At 73.5% G+C, this 18,120-nt stretch carries 17 protein-coding genes and 1 tRNA gene; all 18 read left to right on the plus strand.

What is annotated here, in order from left to right:
- Positions 1-130: 130 nt before the first annotated feature.
- Entirely contained in the window at positions 131-1,312 is a 1,182-nt protein-coding gene (gene alr / locus ABD671_RS02530) for an alanine racemase (protein ID WP_344731634.1), read from the plus strand.
- Positions 1,309-2,385 carry an alpha/beta fold hydrolase gene (locus tag ABD671_RS02535; protein ID WP_344731635.1) on the plus strand — a complete coding sequence of 359 codons (1,077 nt, stop codon included), beginning with the start codon at positions 1,309-1,311 and terminating at the stop codon, positions 2,383-2,385. The genes alr and ABD671_RS02535 overlap by 4 nt, the downstream gene beginning before the upstream one ends.
- Positions 2,382-3,380 carry a tRNA (adenosine(37)-N6)-threonylcarbamoyltransferase complex ATPase subunit type 1 TsaE gene (gene tsaE, locus ABD671_RS02540; RefSeq protein WP_344731636.1) on the plus strand — a complete coding sequence of 333 codons (999 nt, stop codon included), beginning with the start codon at positions 2,382-2,384 and terminating at the stop codon, positions 3,378-3,380. Before ABD671_RS02535 ends, tsaE begins: the two co-directional genes overlap by 4 nt.
- A gap of 20 nt (positions 3,381-3,400) precedes the next feature.
- Positions 3,401-4,684, plus strand: coding sequence for a TetR/AcrR family transcriptional regulator (locus ABD671_RS02545; protein WP_344731637.1), 1,284 nt, complete (start codon positions 3,401-3,403; stop codon positions 4,682-4,684).
- 414 nt (positions 4,685-5,098) lie between these two features.
- Positions 5,099-8,668 carry a transcription-repair coupling factor gene (gene mfd, locus ABD671_RS02550; protein ID WP_344731638.1) on the plus strand — a complete coding sequence of 1,190 codons (3,570 nt, stop codon included), beginning with the start codon at positions 5,099-5,101 and terminating at the stop codon, positions 8,666-8,668.
- A gap of 73 nt (positions 8,669-8,741) precedes the next feature.
- Positions 8,742-9,455 carry a hypothetical protein gene (locus ABD671_RS02555; protein ID WP_344731639.1) on the plus strand — a complete coding sequence of 238 codons (714 nt, stop codon included), beginning with the start codon at positions 8,742-8,744 and terminating at the stop codon, positions 9,453-9,455.
- Between the two features lie 25 nt (positions 9,456-9,480).
- The gene (locus ABD671_RS02560) at positions 9,481-9,882 is read left to right on the plus strand and encodes a MazG nucleotide pyrophosphohydrolase domain-containing protein (protein WP_344731640.1); all 402 of its coding nucleotides are present in this window, start codon (positions 9,481-9,483) and stop codon (positions 9,880-9,882) included.
- A gap of 67 nt (positions 9,883-9,949) precedes the next feature.
- Positions 9,950-10,510: a phage tail protein gene (locus ABD671_RS02565; RefSeq protein WP_344731641.1), complete on the plus strand. Its 561-nt coding sequence runs from the start codon at positions 9,950-9,952 to the stop codon at positions 10,508-10,510.
- A gap of 119 nt (positions 10,511-10,629) precedes the next feature.
- Positions 10,630-11,907 carry a phosphopyruvate hydratase gene (eno, locus tag ABD671_RS02570; RefSeq protein ID WP_344731642.1) on the plus strand — a complete coding sequence of 426 codons (1,278 nt, stop codon included), beginning with the start codon at positions 10,630-10,632 and terminating at the stop codon, positions 11,905-11,907.
- Between the two features lie 14 nt (positions 11,908-11,921).
- A complete protein-coding gene (locus tag ABD671_RS02575; RefSeq protein ID WP_344731644.1) occupies positions 11,922-12,560 on the plus strand; it encodes an FtsB family cell division protein in 639 nt (212 codons plus the stop codon).
- 7 nt (positions 12,561-12,567) lie between these two features.
- Positions 12,568-13,053: a DUF501 domain-containing protein gene (locus ABD671_RS02580; protein ID WP_344731645.1), complete on the plus strand. Its 486-nt coding sequence runs from the start codon at positions 12,568-12,570 to the stop codon at positions 13,051-13,053.
- Complete coding sequence (locus ABD671_RS02585; RefSeq protein WP_344731646.1) at positions 13,038-13,937, plus strand: Ppx/GppA phosphatase family protein; 900 nt, start codon at positions 13,038-13,040, stop codon at positions 13,935-13,937. Before ABD671_RS02580 ends, ABD671_RS02585 begins: the two co-directional genes overlap by 16 nt.
- Before the next feature lie 141 nt (positions 13,938-14,078).
- The gene (locus tag ABD671_RS02590) at positions 14,079-14,597 is read left to right on the plus strand and encodes a glycine cleavage system transcriptional repressor (protein WP_344731647.1); all 519 of its coding nucleotides are present in this window, start codon (positions 14,079-14,081) and stop codon (positions 14,595-14,597) included.
- Positions 14,594-15,172, plus strand: coding sequence for a peptide deformylase (gene def, locus ABD671_RS02595; protein WP_344731648.1), 579 nt, complete (start codon positions 14,594-14,596; stop codon positions 15,170-15,172). Before ABD671_RS02590 ends, def begins: the two co-directional genes overlap by 4 nt.
- Before the next feature lie 18 nt (positions 15,173-15,190).
- Positions 15,191-15,264 (plus strand) — tRNA-Leu (locus ABD671_RS02600).
- Between the two features lie 53 nt (positions 15,265-15,317).
- A complete protein-coding gene (locus tag ABD671_RS02605) occupies positions 15,318-16,031 on the plus strand; it encodes a hypothetical protein (protein WP_344731649.1) in 714 nt (237 codons plus the stop codon).
- A 287-nt stretch (positions 16,032-16,318) separates the two neighbouring features.
- Positions 16,319-16,978, plus strand: a complete 660-nt coding sequence (locus ABD671_RS02610) for a class I SAM-dependent methyltransferase (protein ID WP_344731650.1) — start codon at positions 16,319-16,321, stop codon at positions 16,976-16,978.
- Between the two features lie 149 nt (positions 16,979-17,127).
- Positions 17,128-18,015 carry a Bax inhibitor-1/YccA family protein gene (locus tag ABD671_RS02615; protein ID WP_344731651.1) on the plus strand — a complete coding sequence of 296 codons (888 nt, stop codon included), beginning with the start codon at positions 17,128-17,130 and terminating at the stop codon, positions 18,013-18,015.
- The last annotated feature ends 105 nt before the right edge of the window (positions 18,016-18,120 follow it).

Below are 18,120 nucleotides of genomic sequence, written 5' to 3' on the forward strand. Positions count from 1 at the left end.
GTGGGGTGGCGTCGGCGGGTACGTCGCCGGGTCTCGCGGCTCGGCGCCAGGGCGCCTCGCACCTCGACCACCGGGCGGCGCCGCATCTCGACCACCGGATGGCGCTGCATCTCGACCGCCGGAGGATCGCATGAGCGTCGAGCGCGCCGAGATCCTGGTCGACCTCGCAGCGGTGCGGCACAACGTGCGGCGCCTCGCCGAGGTCACCGCCACCCCGGTGATGGTGGTCGTCAAGGCCGACGCCTACGGCCACGGCATGGTGGCCTGCGCCCGCGCCGCCCGCGAGGCCGGGGCCGCCTGGTTGGGCGTCTCCAGCCTGCGCGAGGCCGAGCAGCTGCGCGCGGCCGGCGACACCGGGCGGATCCTCGCCTGGCTCACCGTGCCCGGCGAGGACTGGACGCCGGCCGTGGCCGCCGGCGTCGACGTCACTGCCTACACCCGTGCCGACCTGGACGCCGTGGGCGCGGCCGTCGCCGCGGCCGGCGTCCCCGCGCGGCTCCAGCTCAAGGTCGACACCGGTCTCTCGCGTGGGGGAGCAGCACTCGCCGACTGGCCCGACCTCGTGGCGGCGGCCCGCGCCGGCGAGGCCGACGGGCGGTGGCGCGTCACCGGCATCTGGTCGCACCTGGCCTGCGCCGACGAGCCCGAGCACCCGGCCAACGCCGCGCAGGAGGCGGCGTTCCGTCACGCGCTCGCGGTCGCCGAGGCGGCCGGGCTCGAGCCCGAGGTGCGCCACCTAGCGAACTCCGCCGGCGCCCTGCTGCGGCCCTCGGCCCGCTTCGACCTGGTGCGCTGCGGCCTGGCCAGCTACGGACTCGACCCGGCACCCGGCCACCTCGACCCTGCGCTCGGGCTGCGTCCCGCGATGACGGTGCAGGCGCGGCTGGCGATGGTGAAGCCGCTCGGCGCCGGCGAGGCCGTCTCCTACGGCCACACGTGGCGGGCGTCGTCCGCCACGACCGTCGGGCTGGTGCCGGTCGGCTATGCGGAGGGCATCCCGCGTGCCGCGGGCAACCGCGCCGAGGTCGAGGTCGGCGGCGTCCGGGCCCCGATCCGCGGCGTGGTGTGCATGGACCAGTTCGTCGTCGACCTCGGCGCGGCCGGTGCCGGCAGCGCGACCGCCCCGGGCGACCGGGTCGTGCTGATCGGCCCCGCGCCCGCGCCGTCGGCCCAGGAGTGGGCCGAGGCCTGCGGCACCATCAGCTACGAGATCGTCACCCGGCTCGGCGGTCGCTTCGCCCGTCACCACATCGATGAGCCCGACGAGCCCGATGAGCTCGACGAGCCCGATGGGGAGGAGACGACCGCATGAGCAGAGTGCGTACCGCGCTCGTCCGCGCAGCGGGTGCCGCGGCCGGTCTGGCCGTGGCCGGGACGGCGGTCGGCGTCGCCCGCCGCCATCGGGTCATCCACCGCCGCGGGGCCGGCGACCTCACGCCGTTCGGCTCGTTGCGGACGCCGCCGCTCACCGTGGTCGCCGACGACGGCGTCCCGCTGCACGTGGAGATCGAGGAGTACGCCGCTCCGCCCGACCAGCCGCGCCGGCCCGCCCCGCCGCTCTCGATCGTCTTCGTGCACGGGTACGCCCTCAACCTCGACTGCTGGCACTTCCAGCGCGCCGGCTACCGGGGCCTGGTGCGCTCGGTGTTCTACGACCAGCGCTCCCATGGCCGGTCGGGTCGCTCCGATCGCCACCACGCGACGATCGACCAGCTCGGCGCCGACCTCGCCCGGGTGCTCGAGGAGACCGTGCCCGAGGGACCGGTCGTGGTCGTCGGCCACTCGATGGGCGGCATGACGATCGTGGCGCTGGCCGAGCAGCGGCCCGAGCTGTTCGGCGAGCGCATCGTCGGCGTCGGCCTGATCTCCACGACCGCGGGTGGTCTCGACCCCAGTCGCATCCTGCTGCCGATGGTGCCCTCGCGGCTGGGCGGCCGCGGCCTGCACACCGGCGTACGCGCCCTCGCGCACGGGCACCGCTCGGTCGACCGCCTGCGCCGCGTCGGGCGCGCCGTCGCGACGGTGGCCACCGACCGGTTCGCCTTCGGCGACGAGGTGCCGCGCAGCTACCTCGACTTCGTCGACGAGATGCTGGCCGCGACCCCGTTCGAGGTGGTCGCAGAGTTCTTCCCGAACTTCCGGCGCCTGGACAAGTTCGACGCCGTCGAGGTGCTGGGCCAGGTGCCGACGTCGGTCATATGCGGCACCGCCGACAAGCTCACCGCGGTCGGCCACAGCCGCAAGCTGCACAGCCGCATCGCCGGCTCGCGACTCCTGGAGTGCGAGGGCGCGGGCCACATGGTCATCATGGAGCGGCACGAACAGGTCAACGCCGAGCTCGATCAGCTGATCGCCGCGGCGACGGAGAGGGTGGGACGACGGTGAGTCAGGAGCAGGTCGAGGTCGAGCAGCCGAGCCCGGTCGGCAGCCCGGTCGGCGGCCCGGTCGGCGGCCCGGTGATCAGCCGGGTCGGTGCGGAGGCCGCGGCAGCGGTGCTCGGCGTCGTCCGTGCGGCCTTCGAGGCGCGAGCGCCGATGGACCCGCCCGCCGACGCGCTGGCCGAGACCGAGGAGTCGATCGCGGCCAAGCTCGCCGCCGGCGGCGGGCTGCTGGCCACCCTCGACGGCGTGCCGGTCGGCACGCTCCTGTTCGACCGCGTCGGCGCCACGGTCTACCTGCGCCGCTTCGGGGTGCTGCCCGGGCATCAGGGCCACGGCCTCGCCGGCGCCCTCGTCGACGCCGCCGTCGCGGCCGTCCTCGAGGCCGAGGACGGCGCCGAGGACCTCACCGTCGTCGCCCGCGAGGAGCTGCCCCGCACGATCCGGTTCTGGGAGCGGCAGGGTTTCCGCGAGATCGCACGGCGCACCCCGCTGGTGGAGATGCGCCGTCCGCTGCGCACCGCCGTCGTCGCGGCGCCGACGGCCGAGTCGATGCGCGAGATCGGCCGCTCGCTGGCCGGCCAGCTCACCCGCGGCGACCTCGTCGTGCTCACCGGCGACCTCGGCGCCGGCAAGACCACCTTCACCCAGGGGCTCGGCGCCGGTCTCGGGGTGCGCGGCGGGGTCACCTCGCCGACCTTCGTCATCGCCCGGGTGCACCCCTCCGAGGTCGGCGGCCCGGCGCTGGTGCACGTCGACGCCTACCGGCTCGGCGGCTTCGCCGAACTCGACGACCTCGACCTCGACGCCTCCCTCGACGACGCCGTCACGGTCGTCGAATGGGGCGAGGGGCTGGCCGAGGGCCTGGCGGACTCGCGGCTGGAGGTGCGCATCGTGCGCGAGGCCGACACCCCCGACGACGCCGAGGTCGACCCCCGCCGGGTCGAGATCACCCCGGTCGGTCCCCGCTGGCACGCGCTCGACTTCCGCGCGCTGGGCTGAGGCGTGAGGAGGCGGCCTCGGTGACCAGCGACCCGGCGACGCCGCAGCACGAGCCGCTGCGCGAGCGCATCCTGGCGGCCACCCTCGCAGCGCTGCTCGACCTCGACACGCCCGCGCTGGTGAGCGCCGTCGGCCTCCGCGAGATCGCCCGGCGCGCCGGTGCCAGCCCGGCCAGCGTCGTCTACCACTTCGGCTCGGTGGAGGGGCTCGCCGAGGCCGTCCTCGACCACGTGTTCGGCGGCGTCGAGGCCCGTGCGGAGGAGGTCGCGGCCGGCATCCTGTCCGTCGTCCGGTCCCAGCTGCCGGTCCAGGCCGCCCTCTCCCTGCACACCGCGGAGTTCCAGCGCATCACCGGCGACCCGGAGCTGTCGTTGCGCATGGGGCTGTGGGCCTTCGGTGGGCAGCAGGGGGCCGATCGCTACCACGCCTACCTGCGCGGGGTCGACGACCAGGCGCGCCTCGTGCTCGAGGCGTTGGTCGAGCACTGGGGCCGGGAGGTGCGGCCGCCCTTCGACGTCGACACCGTCCTCGCCGCCCACACCGCGCTGGTCAACGGGCACTGCATCCGGGCCGGGATGGCGCCCGACCTCATCGACGCCCGCAGGCACGCGCTGGCGGCGACGGCGCTGAGCATGACCATCCTGCGCGTGCGCGGCGACTCGCGCGACATGGACGACCGCCTCGCCGAGGTGAACTACTACCCGCTGGAGAACGCGCGCACGGGCGCGCCGGTCACCGGTCGCGCCGAGACCACGCGGGCGCGGCTGCTGGCAGCGGCGGCGGAGCTCTTCGCCGTCCGCGGCTTCGACGACACCTCGATCGCGCAGATCGCGCGGGTGGCCGGGGTCGGCACCTCGACCCTGCATCAGCACTTCGCCACCAAGCAGCGCCTCGCGATCGCTCTCTTCCGCAAGCAGGCCGAGGACGCCCTGCTGCGCGCCCGCCGCACGGACGCCGCGCCGAGCGACCCGCTGCGTGCCCACCTGGGCGCCATCGTCGACTTCGCCCGCACCCACCTCGACATCACCGAGCCCTACCTGGCCGATCTGGCCTGCCACGGGCCGGTCGCGCCGGGGGAGGACCTCGTCCGCGAACGGCTGGCCGACCTGGTGGCGACCGCGGGCCCCTCCGCGGCGGCGGCCGCGGACGGCGTCCCCTCGCTCGATCGGGCCCATCTCGCGCTCGTCGTCCTGCTCACCCAGCTGCTGGGGGCGCCCGCGACGCCGACGGAGGCGATCGTGGAGCAGGTGTGGTCGGCATTCTTCGCCGACCGTCCCGCCGGCACGGGGCAGGTATCGGTCTAGACCTGACGCTCCTCGATCTGAACGATCGTTCAGGCGTGGGCCCGGATCCACGCGGGGTGGAGCGTCGCGAAGATCCGGACTTCCTCCGGAAAGTGTGTTTCTCCGCGGTTACGGCTCCTCCGGGGCGCCGGGCGCGGCCACACTCGTGATGTCCGACGAGCCCCCCGGGTCGGACACCGCCGGATGCGATGCCACCGCCCCCCTCCAGGTGCCGTCGCAGACCGGCACGTCGTCGCGGGCGGCGGAACGGATCATGGGGTCGTTCCGCCGCCGTCGCGGCGCCTGCGCGCGCCCCTGCCCGCGCCTCCGCCCGCGCCTCCGAGGTTGTCGGCGGTGCCGTCTAGGCTGGGAGCACACCCCCTCTCCGTTTCGTGAGCGGGGGCTTTCGTGCTGCTCGTCCCGGAGGTTCCCCACGTGTCCACGACCGGTCTCGCGCCGTCGTCCGGCTTCACCGCGGCCGTGTTGGCGCAGCCCTCCCTCGCCGGTGTGCTCGCCGACGCCGCCGAGGGTCGCCTCACCTCCCTCGACCTCACCGGCCCCGAGGCGCTGCGCCCGTTCCTGGCCGCCGGGCTCGTCGGCGCCGGCCGCGTCGTCCTGGTCGTCACCGCCACCAGCCGAGAGGCCGAAGACCTTGTCGCCGCGCTGGCCGACCCCGCCTTCGCCGGGCTCGTCGACCCCGCCGCCGTCGCCCTCTACCCGAGTTGGGAGACGCTGCCGCACGAACGGCTGAGCCCGCGCAGCGACACCGTCGGCCGTCGCCTCGCGGTGCTGCGCCGGCTCCAGAACCCCGGCCCGGACGCCGGCACCGGACCGCTCCAGGTCGTCGTCGCTCCCGTCCGCTCGGTGCTCCAGCCGCAGGTGAAGGGGCTGGGCGACCTCGAGCCGGTCGAGCTCCATGTCGGCGACAGCGTCGACATCGACGACGTCGTCCGCTCGCTCGCCGACGCCGCCTACGCCCGCGTCGACCTCGTCGAGAAGCGCGGCGAGTTCGCGGTGCGCGGCGGCATCGTCGACGTCTTCCCGCCCACCGAGGAGCACCCGCTGCGCGTGGAGTTCTTCGGCGACGACGTCGAGGAGATCCGCAGCTTCTCCGTCGCCGACCAGCGCACCCTGGAGAAGACCGACCGGCTCTGGGCGCCGCCGTGCCGCGAACTGCTGCTCACCGACGAGGTGCGGGCCCGTGCCGCCGCGCTCGGCCAGGCCCACCCGCAGCTGGTCGAGCTCACCGACAAGATCGCCGCCGGCATCGCCGTGGAGGGCATGGAGTCCCTCGCCCCCGTGCTCGTCGACGAGCTCGAGCTGCTGCTCGACGTCATGCCGGGCGGCACCCACGTCGTCGTCCTCGACCCCGAGCGGGTGCGTCGTCGCGCCCACGACCTCGTGGCCACCTCCGAGGAGTTCCTCGGGGCCAGCTGGGCGGCCGCCGCCTCGGGCGGCAGCGCGCCGATCGACCTCGGGGCGGCGTCCTACCGCACCCTCGCCGAGGTGCGCGAGCACGCGATCGCGCTCGGGCAGCCCTGGTGGACCATGAGCCCCTTCGGCATCGAGGTCGACGAGGCGCTCCTCGACGCCGCCGACGTCGGCGTCCCCACCCGCACCCTCTCCGCGCAGCCGGCCGAGGCCTATCGCGGCGAGATCGACCGCGCGGTCGCCGATATCGCACGCTGGCGCGAGGCCGGCTACCGGGTGCTCGTGGTGCAGCCCGCCCACGGCCCGGCCAACCGCACCCTCGAGGTGCTCGGCGAGGCGGGGGTGCCGGCCCGCCTCGACGAGACCGCCGGTGCCGACCCGGCCGTGGTCACCGTCAGCTGCGGCAGCCTCACCCACGGCTTCGTCGACGACGACGCCCGGCTCGCGCTGCTCACCGGCGAGGACATCACCGGCCAGAAGTCCTCGACCCGCGACATGCGGCGCATGCCCGCCCGGCGCAAGCGGCAGATCGATCCGCTCGAGTTGAAGACCGGCGACTACGTCGTCCACGAGCAGCACGGCGTGGGCCGGTTCGTGGAGATGAAGCAGCGTGAGGTGCAGGGCGCGGTGCGCGAGTACCTCGTGCTCGAGTACGGCGCCAGCAAGCGCGGCGCCCCGCCCGACCGGCTCTACGTGCCCGCCGACGCCCTCGACCAGGTCACCCGCTACGTCGGCGGCGAGCAGCCCAGCCTCGACCGGCTCGGCGGCGCCGACTGGGCCAAGCGCAAGAGCCGCGCCCGCAAGGCCGTGCGCGAGATCGCGGCCGAGCTCATCAAGCTCTACGCCGCGCGGCAGGCCACGAAGGGCCACGCCTTCGGCGCCGACAGCCCCTGGCAGCGCGAGCTCGAGGACGCCTTCCCCTTCACCGAGACCGTCGACCAGCTGGTCACGGTCGACGAGGTGAAGCGCGACATGGAGCGCACCATGCCGATGGACCGCCTCATCTGCGGCGACGTCGGCTACGGCAAGACCGAGATCGCCGTCCGGGCGGCGTTCAAGGCCGTGCAGGACGGCAAGCAGGTCGCCGTCCTGGTGCCCACCACGCTGCTGGTCACCCAGCATCTCTCGACCTTCACCGAGCGCATGAGCGGCTTCCCGGTGGTGCTCAAGGCGCTCTCGCGCTTCCAGTCCGACAAGGAGGCCGCCGAGGTGATGGCAGGGCTCGCCGACGGCACCGTCGACGTCGTCGTGGGCACCCACCGGCTGCTCAACCCCGACATCCGCTTCAAGGACCTCGGCCTGATCATCGTCGACGAGGAGCAGCGCTTCGGCGTGGAGCACAAGGAGCAGATGAAGCGGCTGCGCACCAGCGTCGACGTCCTCTCCATGAGCGCCACCCCGATCCCGCGCACCCTGGAGATGGCGATCACCGGCATCCGTGAGATGTCGACCATCACCACCCCGCCTGAGGAGCGGCACCCGGTGCTCACCTACGTCGGCGCCTACGAGGACCGCCAGGTGATCGCCGCTATCCGCCGCGAGCTGCTGCGCGACGGACAGGTGTTCTACATCCACAACCGGGTCAACTCGATCGAGAAGGCCGCAGCCCGGCTCGGCGAGCTGGTGCCCGAGGCGAGAGTCGCCACCGCGCACGGCCAGATGAACGAGCGCCAGCTCGAGCAGGTGATGCTCGACTTCTGGGAGAAGCGCTTCGACGTGCTCGTGTGCACCACCCTGGTGGAGTCCGGCCTCGACGTCTCCAACGCCAACACGATGATCATCGAGCGCGCCGACACCCTCGGCCTCTCCCAGCTGCACCAGCTGCGCGGCCGCGTCGGTCGCTCCCGCGAGCGCGCCTACGCCTACTTCCTCTACCCGGGGGAGAAGCCGCTCACCGAGACCGCGCACGAGCGCCTGGCCACCCTCGCCCAGCACTCCGATCTGGGCGGTGGCATGGCGATCGCGATGAAGGACCTCGAGATCCGCGGCGCCGGCAACCTGCTCGGCGGCGAGCAGTCGGGCCACATCGCCGACGTCGGCTTCGACCTCTACGTGCGTCTGGTCGGCGAGGCGGTGCAGGACTTCAAGGGCGAGGGCGAGCAGGAGCTCGCCGAGGTGCGCATCGAGCTCCCCGTCGAGGCCCACCTGCCGCACGACTACATCCCCTCCGAGCGGCTGCGCCTGGAGATGTACAAGCGACTGGCCGAGGTGCGCTCCGACGACGACGTCGACGCCATCAACGAGGAGCTCCTCGACCGGTACGGCGAGCCGCCCATCCCGGTCATCAGCCTCCTGCTGGTGGCCCGGTTCCGCGCCCGTGCCCGCGCGGCGGGCATCGGCGAGGTCACCATCGCCGGGCGCAACGTGCGCTTCGCGCCGGTCTCGCTGCCCGAGTCGCGCGTCGTCCGGCTCCAGCGGCTCTACCCGAAGTCGCTGGTCAAGCCGGCGGTCGACACGATCCTGGTGCCGCGGCCCCAGACCGCCGTCATCGGGGGCCGTCCGCTCGACGGCATCGCCCTGCTGGAGTGGGCCCGCGGCGTCATCGACGCCGTCATCGACCCTCCCGCGTCGTGAGCCGTGCCGGGTGCTTGAATGGTGTGCGTCACATCAATCGGGTGCCCGGCACCCGTCCGGTGAAGGAGCCGTCGTGCGACTGCGTCCCGTTCTCGCCCTGGCCTCGGCCGCTGTGTCCCTCTCCGTGCTCGTCTCGGGCTGCGGCGTCTCCGACGCCACCTTCGAGCCCGGCGTGGCCGCGAAGATCGGCGACCGCACGATCTCGGTGCAGCGCGTGGACGACGCCGTCACCCCCACCTGCGAGGCGCTCCAGGCGAACCCGCAGCTGATCGGCCAGGGCTTCAGCGGCGCCCAGCTGCGCAACATCGTGCTCGCCCAGCTCGCGCTCAAGGACATCGCCGACGCGCTCGCGACCGAGAACGGTCTCGACGCCGAGCAGATCTACACCCGCAACGAGGAGACGGCGCGCGGCTCGATCACCGGCGTCAGCGACGCCACCGCGGCCAAGGCGCTGCCGGTGTTCGCCGCGAGCGCCTACCTCAACGACGTCCTCGACCAGGTCATCACCGCCAAGCTCGGCGCCACCACCGACAACCAGGTGCGCCAGGCCGCCGCCAACCAGCTCATCGCCGACTACCAGCAGAAGGCGGGCATCGAGACCAACCCGCTCTTCGACCCGCTCGACTTCACCGCCACCGGCGACGAGGGCACCCCGCAGAGCCTCTCGGTGGCGCTGAGCGCCACCGCCAAGGCCGCCGACGCCGCCACGCCCGCCCCCGCCGCCGTGGGCGCGCTGCCGGCGAACCAGCGCTGCCTGCCGGTCGCGGGCGCCGCGCCGGCGTCCTGATCCCCACCCCGACGCCCGGCCACGCATGAGCGACGAACCCCTCCTGGAGTTCCGGGAGATGATGCGCCGGCTGCGTGCCGAGTGCGCCTGGAAGCGCGAGCAGACCCACCTCTCGCTGCTGCCCTACCTGCGCGAGGAGGCCGAGGAGGTCGCCGAGGCGATCCTCGAAGGCGACTCCGAGCACCTGCGCGAGGAGCTCGGCGACCTGCTCCTCCAGGTCTACTTCCACGCCGCCATCGCCGAGGAGGAGGGCCGGTTCACCCTCGACGACGTCGTGGCCGGGCTCGCCGACAAGATGCGCCGCCGCAACCCGCACGTCTTCGGGACGCCGGAGCAGCGCGCGGCCGCCGCGGGGCTCAGCGCCGACGAGGTCACCGCACGGTGGGAGGAGATCAAGGCGGGGGAGAGGGCCGACCAGGATCGGTGAGGCCGTTCGGCGTCCCGCGGTCGGCACCCGACGCTAGCGTCGGCGCCACCCGACCTCAGGAGGCCCCGTGTCCGACCACCCCGCCCCCGGTTCCGCCGTCCCGTCCGGCTCCTCCGGTTCCTCGCATCGCGCCGGTCTGCGCACCGCGACCATCGCCTTCCTCGCGGCCGCGGCCGGTGCCGCTCTCGCCGTGCCGCTGACGGCCGTGGCCGGCGTCGGGGGAAGCGCCGAGCGTGGCACGGTCACGACCCCCGCCGTCCTGTGCGTGGCCCGCGACGGTGCGGTCCGGGTGCTGCCCGCCACCGGCTCCTGCAAGGCCAAGGAGAAGGCGGTCGTCGTCCCGGCGGCGGGCCCGTTCGGGAACGACACCTCGGTGGCGTTCGCGGGCAACGGGTCGGAGTGCACGGTCGCTGAGATCCGCCTGACCGCGGGCAGCATCGGCAACGGACTGCCGGCGGCGGGTCAGGAACTGCGGATCGCCGACTACCAGGCGCTCTACAGCCTCATCGGCAACCGGTTCGGCGGCGACGGGCAGACGACGTTCCGGCTCCCCGATCTGCGGTCGGCCGCGCCCGACGGCACGACGTACACGATCTGCGACCTCGGCGTGTACCCGGGGCAGCGCTGATCGGTCCGACCGGACCGCAGGCCCTGAGACGCCCGCGCCGGGCGGTGCCCTGAGTGCCACTAGGCTGCTGCGCGGCCGATCGGCCCACCGTCACCCGTAGCGACCCAGGAGCACCCACCGTGGCATCCATCGAAGCAGTCGGCGCCCGCGAGATCCTCGACTCCCGCGGCAACCCCACCGTCGAGGTCGAGGTCGTCCTCGACGACGGCACCTTCGCGCGCGCCGCCGTGCCGAGCGGTGCCTCCACCGGCGCCTTCGAGGCCGTCGAGCTGCGCGACGGCGGCGAGCGCTACCTCGGCAAGGGCGTGCAGAAGGCCGTCGACGCCGTCAACCTCGCCATCGGCCCTGCGGTCGAGGGCCTCGACGCCGACGACCAGCGCGTGCTCGACCAGACGATGCTCGACCTCGACGGCACCCCGAACAAGGCGCAGCTCGGCGCCAACGCGATCCTCGGCGTCTCGCTGGCCGTCGCCCGCGCCGCCGCCGACTCCGCCGGCCTCCCGCTCTTCCGCTACGTCGGCGGGCCCAACGCGCACGTGCTGCCCGTGCCGATGATGAACATCCTCAACGGCGGCGCCCACGCCGACACCAACGTCGACATCCAGGAGTTCATGATCGCTCCGGTCGGCGCCCCCACCTTCAAAGAGGCCCTGCGCAGCGGCGCCGAGGTCTACCACGCCCTGAAGTCGGTGCTGAAGAGCCGCGGTCTGGCCACCGGCGTCGGCGACGAGGGCGGCTTCGCCCCCGACCTGCCGAGCAACCGCGCCGCGCTCGACCTCATCGCCGAGGCGATCGAGAAGACCGGCCAGAAGCTGGGCACCGACGTCGTCCTCGCCCTCGACGTCGCCGCCACCGAGTTCTGCTCCGAGGGCCGCTACACCTTCGAGGGTGCGCAGAAGAGCGCCGACGAGATGACCGCGTACTACGCCGAGCTCGTCGCCTCCTACCCGATCGTCTCCATCGAGGACCCCCTCGACGAGGACGACTGGGAGGGCTGGAAGGCCATCACCGACCAGCTCGGCTCGAAGACCCAGCTCGTCGGCGACGACCTGTTCGTCACCAACGTCGAGCGCCTCGCCCGCGGCATCGCCGGCGGCCAGGCCAACGCGCTGCTGGTGAAGGTCAACCAGATCGGCTCGCTCACCGAGACCCTCGACTCCGTCGACCTGGCCCACCGCAACGGCTACCGCTGCATGATGAGCCACCGGTCCGGCGAGACCGAGGACACCACCATCGCCGACCTCGCCGTGGCCACCAACTGCGGCCAGATCAAGACCGGCGCCCCCGCACGCTCCGAGCGGGTCGCGAAGTACAACCAGCTGCTGCGCATCGAGGACCTTCTCGGGGATGCCGCGCGCTACGCCGGTGTGTCGGCGTTCCCGCGCTACACCTCCTGAGTCACGCTAGGGCGGTGAGTCCCGACCCTCGACGCAAGCCGCGGGGTTCGGGTCCCCGCGGACGCACCGGACCCGGCCGCTCGGGGGCTCGTTCCCCCGAGCGACCGGAGCGGCCCGCCGATCGGCCGGCCGCCCCCGGTGCCGCGCGCGCGGCTCGGGAGCGGGCGGCGTCCCCGGTCGCGACGGCGAAGCGACCGCGGCCCCGGCTCACCGGCCGGGCCGCGATCCTGGTGGTCGTGCTGGCGGTGCTCGCCGTCAGCTACGCCTCCTCGGCCAAGGCCTACCTCCAGCAGCGCAGCGAGCTCGACGACCTGCACAGCGAGATCGCCCGTCGCCAGGCGGCGATCGACGACCTCGAGCGGGAGAAGCGGCGCTGGGAGGACCCCGAGTACGTCAAGCAGGTGGCTCGCGAGCGGTTCGGCTACGTCGGCCGCGGTGAGACCTCCTACGTCGTCCTCGGCGAGGACGGCGAGCCGCTGCAGAGCGAGTCCGAGCTCGGCGACCCGAGCAGCGTCGGTGAACCGACCAGCCCGAAGCCGTGGTGGGATGACGCCTGGGCCTCGGTGCAGACCGCCGGCGACCCGCCCAAGAACCCCGGAACCCCGCCCCTGACCGAGATCGACGGCTCGGGGGAGAAGCAGGAAGGACAGTGATCGACCCGTGATCGACCCCGTGGACGAAGCGGCCATCGGAGCCCAGCTCGGTCGGACGCCCCGCGGGATCCACGAGGTCGGCCACCGCTGCCCCTGCGGCAACCCCGACGTCGTCACCACCGAGCCGCGCCTGCCCGACGGCACGCCGTTCCCGACGACCTACTACCTCACCTGCCCGCGCGCGGCCTCGCGCATCGGCTCCCTCGAGGGCGGCGGGCTGATGAAGGAGATGGAGGCCCGGCTCGGGGAGGACGCCGACCTGGCCGCCGCCTACGCCGCCGCCCACGAGCGCTACCTGGCCGCCCGGGCCGAGCTCGGCGAGGTCGAGGAGATCGCCGGCATCTCGGCCGGCGGCATGCCGACCCGCGTGAAGTGCCTGCACGTGCTGGCCGGCCAGTCCCTGGCCCAGGGCCGCGGGGTGAACCCGCTGGGCGACGAGGTGCTCGACCTGCTCGGCGCCTGGTGGGAGGAGGGCCGGTGCGTGGACCGGTAGCCGCCATCGACTGCGGCACCAACACCATCAAGCTCCTCATCGGCCGCCTCCCCGAGGTCTCCGTGCGCACCTCGCGGATGATCCGGCTCGGCCAGGGCGTCGACGCCACCGGGCGGCTCGCCGACGAGGCGCTCGACCGGGCCTTCGCGGCCGTGGAGGAGTACGCGGTGCTCATCGAGCAGCACGGCGTCGCGCGCGAGGACATCCGCTTCTGCGCCACCTCCGCCACCCGCGACGCCAGCAACGCCGCCGTGTTCAGCGACGGCGTCCTCGCCCGGCTCGGGGTGCGGCCCGAGGTGCTCTCGGGGGAGGAGGAGGCCTCGCTGGCCTTCGCCGGCGCCGTCCGCGGCCTTCCCGATGCGCCGCGACCGGTGCTCGTGGTCGACGTCGGCGGCGGATCGACCGAGCTGATCCTCGGCGACACCGCACCGACGGCCTCGCACTCGATGGACATCGGCTCGGTGCGCCTCACCGAACGCCACCTGCACTCCGACCCGCCGACCGCCGCCGAGATCGCCGCCTGCGTGGCCGACATCGACGCCCAGCTCGACGCCTGCCCCGTCGACGCCGCGCTCGGCGCCACGGTCGTCGGCGTCGCCGGCACCTTCACCAGCGTCGCCGCGGGCGTGCTGCACCTGCCGTCCTTCGATCCCGACGCCGTCGATCACGCGCGGCTGCCGATGCCGGCCGTGCATGCGCTGTGCGACGAGCTGGTCGCCATGACCGTGGCCGAACGCCTCGCCCTCGGCTGGATGCACCCCGGGCGCGCCGACGTCATCGCCGCCGGCGCCCTCATCGTCAGCCGGGTGCTCGCGCGGACCTCGGCGGAGCACCTCGTCGTCGCCGAGGCGGACATCCTCGATGGGATCGCGTGGAGTATCTGAGGGCTGCAGGTTTCGCCCGTCAGGTGGTGCTGGTGGGACGACGGCGCGGGCGAATCCGTCCGCGGGGAGGTCTCCTGGTCCTCGTCCCACGCTGGCGGTGCTCGGTCCGGAGGTCGGTCCTGCGCCTGCCAGAATGCCCCGGTGACCGTCCACGCCATCACCGTCCTGGGCCAGGACCGTCCCGGCATCATCGCCGAGACCACCGGCCGCCTCGCCGAGCTGGGCCTCAACCTCGAGGACTCCACGATGACCCTGCTGCGCGGCCACTTCGCGATGATGCTGGTCTGCGCCGGCGACGCCGAGGCGTCGGCGATCGAGGCGGCGCTCGCGCCGATCACCGAGGACGGCAGCCTGGCCATCGAGGTCCGCGAGGTCACCACCGCCGCGGACGCCGCCCCGGCCGCGAGCGGCTGGGTGCTCACCGTGCACGGCGGCGACCGGCCCGGCATCGTGTCCTCCATCGTGGCCGAGGTGGCCGCTGTCGGTGGCAACATCACCGACCTCACCACCCGCCTCGCCGGCGACCTCTACCTGCTGATCGCCGAGATCGACCTGCCGGCGGGCGCGGACGCCGACGCGGTGGCCACCGCCATCGGCCAGGCCGCCGCGGCCCTCGGGGTGGGTGCGACCCTGCGTCCGGCGGAGGCCGACGAACTGTGAGCGATCCGTCGAGCGGCAGCGGGGTCAATCCCCGGGTGCTCGCCTGGACCGAGGCCGAGCTCGGCGTCGAGGGCCGGGTCCGAGACGTCGTGCGCGCGCCCGCCGTCGTCCTGTCCACCGTCGGCGGGGTCGTCGACCCCACGTCGGCCGAGGCGATCCAGTTGGCCGCCGACCTGGTCGCCACGATGCGGGTGAGCCCGGGATGCGTCGGCCTGGCCGCGCCGCAGGTCGGCGTGAGCGCCCAGATGTTCAGCGTCGACGTCTCCGAGCACCCCAAGACCCGCGACCACCACGGCACCTACGTGCTGTGCAACGCGGTCGTCGTGGAGTCCAGCCGCAACGAGAAGGCCCGCGAGGGCTGCATGAGCGTGCCCGACCTCACCGGCGACGTGAAGCGCGCCTCGCGGCTCGTCGTCCGGGGGCAACTGCCGGGCACCGGCGAGGAGGTCGAGATCACCGCCAACGCCTTCGAGGCCCGCGCGCTCCAGCACGAGATCGACCACTGCCAGGGCCTGCTGTTCCTCGACCGCGTCGCCGGCGCCCACGCGATCTACCAGCGCAAGACCTACCTCTGAGGCCTCCGCGCCTCGGACGCCCCCATATCCCAACCGGCAGAGGAAGCCGCCTTAAAAGCGGCACAGTCTGGGTTCGAATCCCAGTGGGGGCACCGGCGCTTCGAGGATCCGGCGCGCAGCGGCGTCGTCCTGCCAGACTCGCCCCATGCTGCTGCGTGCGATCCGGGTGCGCCCGGGTGACGACGACCGCAGGTGGCCCTTCACGGTGCCCGCGATCGCCGCGGTGGCGCGCGAGGGGCTGCGACTGACGTCGTCGTTCACGGTGCTCCTGGGCGCCAACGGCAGCGGCAAGTCGACGCTGGTGGAGGCGATCGCGGAGGCCTACGGGCTCGACGTCCGGGGCGGGCACGGAGCGCGTCGGTACGCGGTCGAGCAGGCGGGCACGCCCCTGGGCGGCGCGCTCGACCTGGAGATCGCCACGGGCGGCCATGCCGTCGCGGGCCGCAGCGCCGGGTTCTTCCTGCGGGCCGAGACGGCGCTCGGCGTGCTGAGCTTCATGAGCGGCCAGCAGGTGCCCGGGTACGGCCCGCCGCCCGACGAGGTCAGCCACGGGGAGTCCTATCTCGCCGCGATCGAGGGCCGCTTCCGCGAACCTGGCCTCTACCTCCTCGACGAGGCGGAGGGTCCGCTCTCCTTCGGCAACACGCTGCTGCTCCTCGATCGGCTGCGGTGGCTGGCCGACCAGCCGGGCACGCACGTCGTCTACGCGACGCACTCGCCGATGGTGGCCGCCGTCCCGGAGGCGCAGATCTTCGAGCTCGACGACCGCGGCATCCACGAACGCTCCTTCACCGACCTGGAGATGGTCGCCCAGTGGCGGGCCTTCCTCGACCGTCCCGACCTTTTCTTCGCCGACTGAGTTCGCCGCCGGCCGCCGCCGGCCGCCGCAGTGCCGCCGCAGTGCCGCCGGCCCCCGGAGATGCCAGGTGGCCCCCGCCCCAGAGCCGGGGGAGACCACCTGTCCCGGTCGGCAGGGAGGCCGGAGCCGGGAGTCACCTCCTGGGAGAGGGAACGCCTGCGACCGTAGGCAGCCCCCGGGATGGGGCGCCTGGTCCGTTGGGGTGGGGTGGGCGGCCGCCGTCCATGGTGTCGATCACGTGCTGTCACCACGGCGGGGCGGGCGGGGCCACCTGGCAGGATCAGGGCGTGAGCCACCGGCACGAGCACGAGCACGAGCAGACCGAGCAGCCGTTCGCCCCGCACACCCGGGAGTTCTGGGACCACCGCTACGGCGAGTCCCAGCGGGTCTGGAGCGGCAACCCCAACCAGCGCCTGGTCGAGCAGGTCGCGGGTCTGACCCCCGGGACGGCGCTCGACGTCGGCTGCGGCGAGGGCGCGGACGCCGTGTGGCTGGCCTCCCAGGGCTGGACCACGACCGGCGTCGACGTCTCGGTGGTCGCCCTCGAGCGCACTGCCGCGCACGCCGCCGAGGCCGGGGTGCAGGTCGCGACCGCGCCCTACGACGTCCTGGCGGGGGAGCCGTTGCCCGGCGGCCCGTACGACCTGGTGACCTCCCACTTCCTGCACCTGCCCGCCGAGCTGCGGCACGCCGCCTACGCCCACATGGCCGATGCGGTCGCGCCCGGAGGTCGACTGCTGATCGTCGGTCATCACCCCGCCGACCACGAGAGCGGCGTGCGGCGTCCGCACGGCGAGGGCCTCATGTTCACCGCTGAGGAGGTCGTGGGCTGTTTCGCCACAGACGACTGGGAGACCGAGGTCGCCGCCGAGCCCCGACGCGTGCAGCAGACGCCCGACGGGCCGCTCGAGGTGACCGACACGGTGGTGCGGCTGCGGCGTCGCTGATCGCCGCCCCACGAGAGTCTGTGACTTCGCTGAGCCGGGAACCCTTCGGCGCTCGCGTGCGTTGAGCTGGGTAGACGCCACTAGGGTGGCGTGCATGGCGAGTCGTCACGGTGACGGCCGCCCGGCCTCCAGGGAGGAGACCAGCGATCATGCAGAGCAACAACCCGGTGTTCCGCCGCTCGGAGGAGTTCAACCGCCCCGGCGCGAACGCCTACGGCAACCAGGGCTACTACGGCTCCGACCCCTCCTCGTGGGGCGTCGGCGCGCCGGGTGACACCGGAGTCGGCTACGCGCCGACCCCGCAGCCGGTGCGCTCGGGCCCCATGACCATCGACACGGTGGTGCAGAAGACCGGCCTGACCCTCGGCGTCGTGATCGTCGCCGCGATGGCCACCTGGATCCTCACCCCGAGCATCGAGACCACCACCGACGCCTTCGGCAACACCAGCGTCGACACCAGCGGCCTCGGCGCCCTCTTCGCCGCCGCCACCATCGGCAGCCTCGGCGCGTTCGCCCTCTCGATGGTCAACAGCTTCAAGCGGGTCATCAGCCCCGCCCTCGTGCTGGCCTTCGCGGTCTTCGAGGGCATCGCGCTCGGCGGCCTCTCGAAGGTCTTCAACATCGCCTACCCCGACGGCAATGTCGTCCAGGGCGCGGTGATCGGCACCTTCGCCGCCTTCGCGGGCACGCTGACCGCCTACAAGGTCCTCGACATCAAGGTCACCGCGAAGTTCCAGAAGTTCGTCATCGCCGCCGTGTTCGGCATGATCGGGCTCTCGCTCATGGAGCTGGTGCTGGGCCTCTTCGGCGCCCAGATCGGCCTCTTCGGCGTCTCGGGCCTCGGCATGATCACCGCCGTCGCCGGCCTCGTGCTCGGTGTGTTCATGCTGATCATGGACTTCGACTTCGTCGAGCAGGGCATCCGCAACGGCCTGCCCGAGCGGGAGTCGTGGCGCGCCGCGTTCGCCATGACCATCAGCCTGGTCTGGATCTACACCAACCTGCTGCGCATCCTGGCCTACTTCCAGCAGGACTGATCTCACGCAGATCGTCCGCCGGTAGGCGAGAGCCCCTCCGAGCACTGCTCGGAGGGGCTCTCGTCGTTCCGGGTCGTGGTGCGGGTGCGGCGGTGATGCGGTGGC

Source organism: Nocardioides fonticola, from assembly GCF_039536805.1.
Lineage (GTDB): Bacteria > Actinomycetota > Actinomycetes > Propionibacteriales > Nocardioidaceae > Nocardioides > Nocardioides fonticola.

Coding starts and splice junctions, on each gene's coding strand:
- alr (WP_344731634.1), top strand. CDS start 131: ATGAGCGTCGAGCGCGCCGAGATCCTGGTCGACCTCGCAGCGGTGCGG.
- ABD671_RS02535 (WP_344731635.1), top strand. CDS start 1,309: ATGAGCAGAGTGCGTACCGCGCTCGTCCGCGCAGCGGGTGCCGCGGCC.
- ABD671_RS02560 (WP_344731640.1), top strand. CDS start 9,481: ATGAGCGACGAACCCCTCCTGGAGTTCCGGGAGATGATGCGCCGGCTG.
- ABD671_RS02605 (WP_344731649.1), top strand. CDS start 15,318: ATGCTGCTGCGTGCGATCCGGGTGCGCCCGGGTGACGACGACCGCAGG.
- ABD671_RS02615 (WP_344731651.1), top strand. CDS start 17,128: ATGCAGAGCAACAACCCGGTGTTCCGCCGCTCGGAGGAGTTCAACCGC.